The 6,713-nt window shown below is 35.9% G+C and carries 7 protein-coding genes; all 7 read left to right on the forward strand.

The window, feature by feature from the left end; all coding sequences use genetic code 11:
• On the forward strand, positions 1-750 hold the full coding sequence (gene uppS / locus AC5YGI_RS09995) for an undecaprenyl pyrophosphate synthase (RefSeq protein WP_110009824.1): 750 nt from the start codon (positions 1-3) through the stop codon (positions 748-750).
• 28 nt (positions 751-778) lie between these two features.
• Positions 779-3,313: an outer membrane protein assembly factor BamA gene (gene bamA, locus AC5YGI_RS10000; RefSeq protein WP_330744054.1), complete on the forward strand. Its 2,535-nt coding sequence runs from the start codon at positions 779-781 to the stop codon at positions 3,311-3,313.
• Between the two features lie 9 nt (positions 3,314-3,322).
• Complete coding sequence (locus AC5YGI_RS10005) at positions 3,323-3,877, forward strand: OmpH/Skp family outer membrane protein (protein WP_110009822.1); 555 nt, start codon at positions 3,323-3,325, stop codon at positions 3,875-3,877.
• A 65-nt stretch (positions 3,878-3,942) separates the two neighbouring features.
• Positions 3,943-4,446 carry an OmpH/Skp family outer membrane protein gene (locus AC5YGI_RS10010; RefSeq protein WP_110009821.1) on the forward strand — a complete coding sequence of 168 codons (504 nt, stop codon included), beginning with the start codon at positions 3,943-3,945 and terminating at the stop codon, positions 4,444-4,446.
• Positions 4,447-4,516: 70 nt separating this feature from the next.
• Complete coding sequence (locus AC5YGI_RS10015; RefSeq protein ID WP_110009820.1) at positions 4,517-5,002, forward strand: acyl-CoA thioesterase; 486 nt, start codon at positions 4,517-4,519, stop codon at positions 5,000-5,002.
• Positions 5,003-5,049: 47 nt separating this feature from the next.
• Positions 5,050-5,913: a dTDP-4-dehydrorhamnose reductase gene (gene rfbD / locus AC5YGI_RS10020; RefSeq protein WP_496168166.1), complete on the forward strand. Its 864-nt coding sequence runs from the start codon at positions 5,050-5,052 to the stop codon at positions 5,911-5,913.
• A 5-nt stretch (positions 5,914-5,918) separates the two neighbouring features.
• Entirely contained in the window at positions 5,919-6,599 is a 681-nt protein-coding gene (locus tag AC5YGI_RS10025) for a hypothetical protein (protein WP_496168168.1), read from the forward strand.
• Positions 6,600-6,713 lie beyond the last annotated feature (114 nt).

Consider the following 6,713-nt stretch of genomic DNA (forward strand, 5'->3'; position numbering starts at 1 on the left):
ATGTCGTTGATTAAAGAAAAAATAAATTCTGAGAATTTACCAAAACACGTAGCCATCATTATGGATGGTAATGGAAGATGGGCAAAATCTCGTGGCGAAGAAAGAACTTTCGGTCACAAAAATGCCATTAATGCAGTAAGAAATGCTATTAATGCTTGTAATGAGATTAATATTCCTTACTTAACATTGTATACATTCTCTTCAGAGAATTGGAATCGTCCAAGCGAAGAAGTGAATACCCTTATGAATCTGTTGGTAGAAACCTTACTGCTGGAAGCAGAAGAGATTTTCAGCAAAGGATTGAGAATGCATGTTATAGGGAATCTTGAGAAGTTGCCTGCATTAGTAAGAGAGCAGTTGGAACGTGTGGTAGAACTCACAAAAGAAAACACAAAAGGAAACCTTGTATTGGCTATTAGCTATGGCTCACAAAATGAAATACTGGAAGCTGTAAAAAACATAAGTTCTGATGTAAAAGAAGGAAAAGTAGAGATAGAAAATATAAACGAAAGTTTATTTGAAAATTATCTTTATACAAAAGATTTTCCTCCTGTAGATTTACTGATCAGAACCAGCGGCGAAATAAGAATAAGCAACTTCCTGCTTTGGCAGATTGCTTATGCTGAATTACAGTTTTTAAATGTTCTGTGGCCGGATTTCACCAAAGATATTTTCTTCCAGTGTATTGTGGATTATCAAAACAAGGAAAGAAGGTATGGTTTAACCGGTGAACAGGTAAAAGGCCAATAAATTTTTAAGAAAAGAAAGACTCGATAAAATGAAGTTTAGACTATTACCCATCATTATGTTTGCTGCTTCTGCACATTTTTATGGACAAGTAACTCCACAAGACAGCACAAAAGTAAATAATGCTGTACATGCAGAAAATGAGGCAGGAACTTATACTCTTAAAGACATCGTTGTAGATGGGGTAAAAAAATATACACCAGCTCAGATCTTAAGATTTACGGGCCTTACAAAAGGAGAAAGTGTAGACATTCCGGGACAGAAAATCAGCAACGCTGTAAAAAAACTTTGGGATACCCAATCTTTTTCTGAAGTGGAAGTTTATGTTCAAAGCATTGAAGGACAGACGATTGTTCTGAAATTTTATCTGCAGGATCTGAAAGAACTTGGAGAAGTGAAATTTACAGGAAAAGGAATCGGTAAATCTAAAAGTGAAAAACTGGCAAAGGATAACAACCTAAAACCAGGAACTAAGATTACTCAGAACTTGGTTTCAAGCCTTAAAACCAATGTCCCTAAAGACTACATCAAAAAAGGTTTTGCAGATGCCAAAATTACTATCCAGGATAAAGTAAATGCAGGAGATCCTGCTTTGGTAGACTGGACAATCAATGTAGATAAGGGTAAAAGAATTAAAATTGACCATATCGAATTTGAAGGAAACGATAATGTAACCGATAGCAAACTTAGAAATAAAGCTTTCAAAGAAACCAAACAAAAACGTTTCGGAATCGGTGGTATTTTGAAATCCTCAAAATTCATTGAAGATAAATACCAGGAAGATAAGCAAAGCCTTATCAGTTATTACAACTCTCTTGGATACAGAGATGCTAAAATCGTTTCAGATTCAGTATGGAGAAACAAAAGAAATAACTACGAAATCAATGTAAAGCTTAACGAGGGTAAAAAATATTATATCGGGGATATTACATTCACGGGAAATACAGTTTATTCAACAGAATATTTACAGAGATTATTAGGATATAAGAAAGGAGATATTTACGATGCCGTAGGATTCAACAAAAAAGTTGGGGAAGACGGAGGTAAAGAAGATGATTCGGATATTAAATCTGTTTACATGAATAACGGTTACCTCTTCTCTAATGTAACGCCGGTTGAAAAATCTGTGTCAGGAGATGCCGTAAACCTTGAAGTCAGAATTAATGAAGGAGAGCAGGCTACCTGGAATAAAGTAACATGGCAGGGAAATACTACAACCCATGACCATGTAATTCTTAGAGCACTAAGAACAAAACCGGGAGAACTATTCAAGAAAACAGAAATTAAGAGAACCTATTTCGATTTAGCGGGAATGTCATTCTTTGATCCTCAGCAGGTCGGGCAGGATATCCAGCCAAATCAGGTAGATAATACCGTAGATATCAACTGGAAGCTTGTAGAAAAAGGATCTTCACAGGTTCAGTTACAGGCAGGTTACGGGGGTAACAGCTTTATCGGTACTTTAGGATTAACATTTAATAACTTCTCATTAAAGAATTTCCTTAAGTTTAAAGATTTCAAACCGGTACCTCAGGGAGACGGACAAACGTTCTCTATTCAGGTGCAGGCAGGACAGTACTTCCAGAACTACGGAGTATCATTCTCAGAACCCTGGCTATTTGGTACAAGACCAACAGCTCTTTCTGTAAGTTTGAATAACTCCAGAGTAAGATATACAGATCAGTACGGAGCAGCTCAGAAGTTGAATATCTTCTCCGCTTCAGTAGGATTAAACAGACTGTTGAACTGGCCGGATGATTATTTCTCACTTTACACTGGTTTACAGTTCCAGAAGTATGACTTTAATAACTATCCATTCCAGTTTGGAGATACCACAGAAAATAACGGTACTGCCAATAACTTCAGTATCAACTTAGGACTGAGCAGAAACTCAGCAGGTATTGACCCTATTTTCCCAACAATGGGATCCAATATTGAGCTTTCAGCAAAACTGACTCCTCCATACTCATTGTTTAAGAAAAAAGATTACTCCACAATGTCACCTATTGACAAATATAAGTGGATGGAATTCTATAAGATTAAATTCAAAGCAGATGTTTACAATGAGATCATTGGAAAACTTGTGTTAAGGTCTTCTGCTGAAATGGGATTCATGGACGGATATAACAGCCAGCTGGGAGCGCCGCCGTTTGAAAGATTCTACATGGGAGGTACAGGTCTTTTCGGAGGTCGATATGACGGTAGAGAATTGATCCCTTTAAGAGGATATGAAAATGCCAGTACAGAAGGAGGTCAGGCTGATGATATTACTCAAAGAGGAGGAGGTACCATTTATAACCGATTTACTTTAGAATTAAGATACCCGATCTCAATGAGCCAGACTGCAAAAATCTATGCCCTGACATTCGCAGAAGGTGGTAACGTATGGAATTCATGGAGTTCTTACAGCCCATTCCAGTTGAAAAGATCAGTCGGTGTTGGTGTAAGAGTTTATATGGGAGCATTTGGATTGATCGGATTCGACTTTGCACTGGGTCTTGATAAAACATTATCAGGTGACAAGTCCGGATGGAGAAACCACTTCTTGATGAACCAAACATTATAATTATTAAATATGAAGCACTTTAAAATAATTTTCACATTCGCATTACTCTTGCTTTTCGGGTTGAACAATGCCCAGAAAATCGGGGTAGTGGATACTAATGAAATTTTAAATAAATTACCTCAGTATAAAGAAGCCGAAGCAAGATTAAATTCTCAGATCGATACCTGGGAGTCTGAACTTCAGAACCTTCAGTCTGAATATGAAAGAAAAAAAGCTGCTTTTGAAAGTGAAAAAGTTTTATTGATAGGTGATCAGCTTAAACTTAGAGAAAAAGAAGTTACAGACCTAGATAAAAATATTAAAACGACAACAAGCTTACGTTTTGGAGCGAATGGTGAAATTACAAAACTGAGAACAAATCTGGTTCAGCCCTTTCAGGATCAGATCTGGGGAGCCATCAAAACAATGTCCGAAAAAAATGGCTTGGGCATAGTTCTTGATAAAAGCAATAACATTAGTGTTATTTTCCTTCAGTCAAAATATGATTACACCGAAAAAGTATTGTCTATCTTATTAAAAGGAACAGACAAGAAGGAAAAAACAAATAGTAAAGGCAAAAAATAATAAAAGAATTAACTTTTGCTATATTTTAAAATCTAAAAACAAATTAAATTATTTATTTACCAGTTATGAAAAAATTAAGTGTATTATTTGCAGCAGTAATGATGGTTGTATCTGTAGGTATGGCAAAAGCTCAAAAAATTGCTACTTTAGATGTAATGGGAGTTCTTAACGCGATGCCGGAGAAAAAGAAAGCAGATGCTGATCTTAAAACATTCTTAGATACTAAACAAGCTGAGATCAAGAAGAAAGCTGACGCAGCTCAAACTAAATATCAGCAATACCAAACTGAAGCTCCTAAGAAAACAGCTGACGAAAACAACGCAAGAGAAGCGGAAATGAAAAAATTAGCTGAAGAAATCCAGCAAATGCAGGAAAAAGCTCAAAAAGATCTACAGGCTAAGCAAGACGTAGCTTTCGGTCCTATTGAGAAAAAGCTAAACGATGCAGTAGAAAAAGTAGCTAAAGCTGGCGGATACGATTATATTATGGATGCAAACTCAACAGCATTCCTTTATAAAGGAGGACCAGACGCAACTCCAGCTGTGAAGAAAGAATTAGGAATTCAATAATTTCAGCAAATTAACAAAGATTTATAAAACCAACCGCCTCTTTTAGAGGTGGTTTTTTTATTTTTGCGGAATGGAAAAAGAAGTATCAACTACGGTCAAAGTTAGGTTTAGTGACTGTGATCCGATCGGACATTTGAATAATGTAAAATATCTTGAGTATATGTTCAATGCCAGAGAAGATCATGTGGAAACATTTTATGGATTCACTTATGAAGAATATACCAAGAAAACCGGCTGTACCTGGATTGCTATTCAGAACGAAATAGCCTATCTCAAAGAAGTAAGATATAATACACAGGTAGTGATCAGCAGCAAGACCATTGATGTACAGGATAGAACGGCAAAAGTGGAAATTCTCATGAAGAGCCTGGATGAAAAAACAATTCATGCTGTACTTTGGGTGACTGTTATTTATTTTAATGTTAAAACAAGAAAATCAGAAGTTCATCCAGAAGATATCAAAGAGATTTTTGATCAGTTTTATGTAGATCTTATCCAGAAAGACTTCCAGTCAAGGGTGAAGTTCTTAAGATCTCAGAATGCCAAGAACTCTTAACTCCATTTCTTATTGAAGGTTCCAATTTAAAAATTAATAATAAACAAATGAAAAAAATAGCAGTAATAGGTAGTAACGGACAATTGGGAAACTGCATAAAAAAAATTGCCCTGGATTTTGAACATCTGTATGAGTTCCTGTTTACAGACTCATCTACGTTGGATGTTACCAATGAAGAGCAGGTGAACGATTTCTTTTATGATAACAAACCTGATTATTGCATCAATGCCTCTGCATATACCGCAGTTGATCTGGCAGAGAAGGAAAAAGAAAAAGCCTTTGCCGTAAATGCTGGTGGAGTGGCTCATCTTGCTCAGGCATGCGCAGATTATAAATCCGTTCTGATACATGTTTCTACAGACTATGTTTTTGATGGAACCACAAATCTTCCATATGCTGAAGATGATTTTACAAATCCAATAGGAGTATATGGTTCATCAAAAAGAGAAGGAGAGGAGCTTGCACTGGAAATCAATCCAAAGACGATCATTATAAGAACGTCATGGCTGTATTCCGAGTTTAATAAGAACTTTGTGAAAACAATGTTGAATCTTTTCTCTCAGAAAGAAGAATTGGGAATTGTTGCTGACCAGTTTGGACAGCCAACCAATGCCAATGATCTGGCAGAAGCTATGATGAGAATTATCGAAGCACCAAAGAAAACCTATGGCATTTTCCACTTCTCAAACTATCCGGAGACAACCTGGTTTGAATTTGCCAAAAAAATTGCTGAGTTTTCAAAATCATCAGTAAAATTAAATCCATTGACAACCGAAGAGTATCCAACTCCTGCCAAAAGACCAGTAAGAAGTACTATGTCTCTGGATAAAATAGAAGAAGTTTATAAAATAGAACCCAAACATTGGGAAAACAGTCTTGAAGAATGTGTTGAAATCCTTTCACACCAATAATATATATGAAGAATATTGCAATCCTCTTTTCTGTATTATGCATCCAGCTGTGGAGCGCACAGAATGTTTATATGACCAGAGTTGAAAAAACAAATGACAATGCAGATAAATTCTTCTACAGAAAAGATGTTGCCGCTGCAGATGCTGTTTATTTAGGAGAAGTAGAAGTACAGGGATTTTCAAAAGATGATGCACTCGTATTTTCCCTGGTATATAAAAAAGCAAAAGAGATTGGGGCCAATACATTCGAATTAAAACTTTTCGAAAATGTTGATGGTACCCCTCAGGCATTCAATGCTGCCAATTATAAAATCGCTTTATATTACACACCTAAAGAAAAATTGGCGGCTAAGCATGGGGAGATGTATATATTTGCTTCTTCTGAAAAAGATCAGAAAATAAATGTTAACCGTAAAGACTATATTATTTCTCCCAGATCATTTTTAAAATTAAAAGTGGTTCCGGGGGAAATCTATACGATTTCAACCAAAAAGTTTTTAGGCTCTACAGTGAAAGTTCAGCCAAAAGCCAATGATGACAATCTTTATTTTCAGGTTTCCTCTCTAAAAGTAAAATCAGACAACTCAGGAGTAGGAGGTTTGAATCTGAAATCTGGAGATATCATTGGCCTTGAGAAGTCTTATGCAGAATTTTTAAGTGTAATATATAAAGAAAGCACCCCATAAAACTCCATTATAATTACCTTATTTCGGATTGAACTTTAAATACACTGAATATAACAGTGATTTGTTTAAAATTTTTCCCCCTGCTACCCAGTCGTTTAGGAACAAATATCATCT

This window comes from Chryseobacterium sp. CS3K3.1 (genome assembly GCF_059515165.1).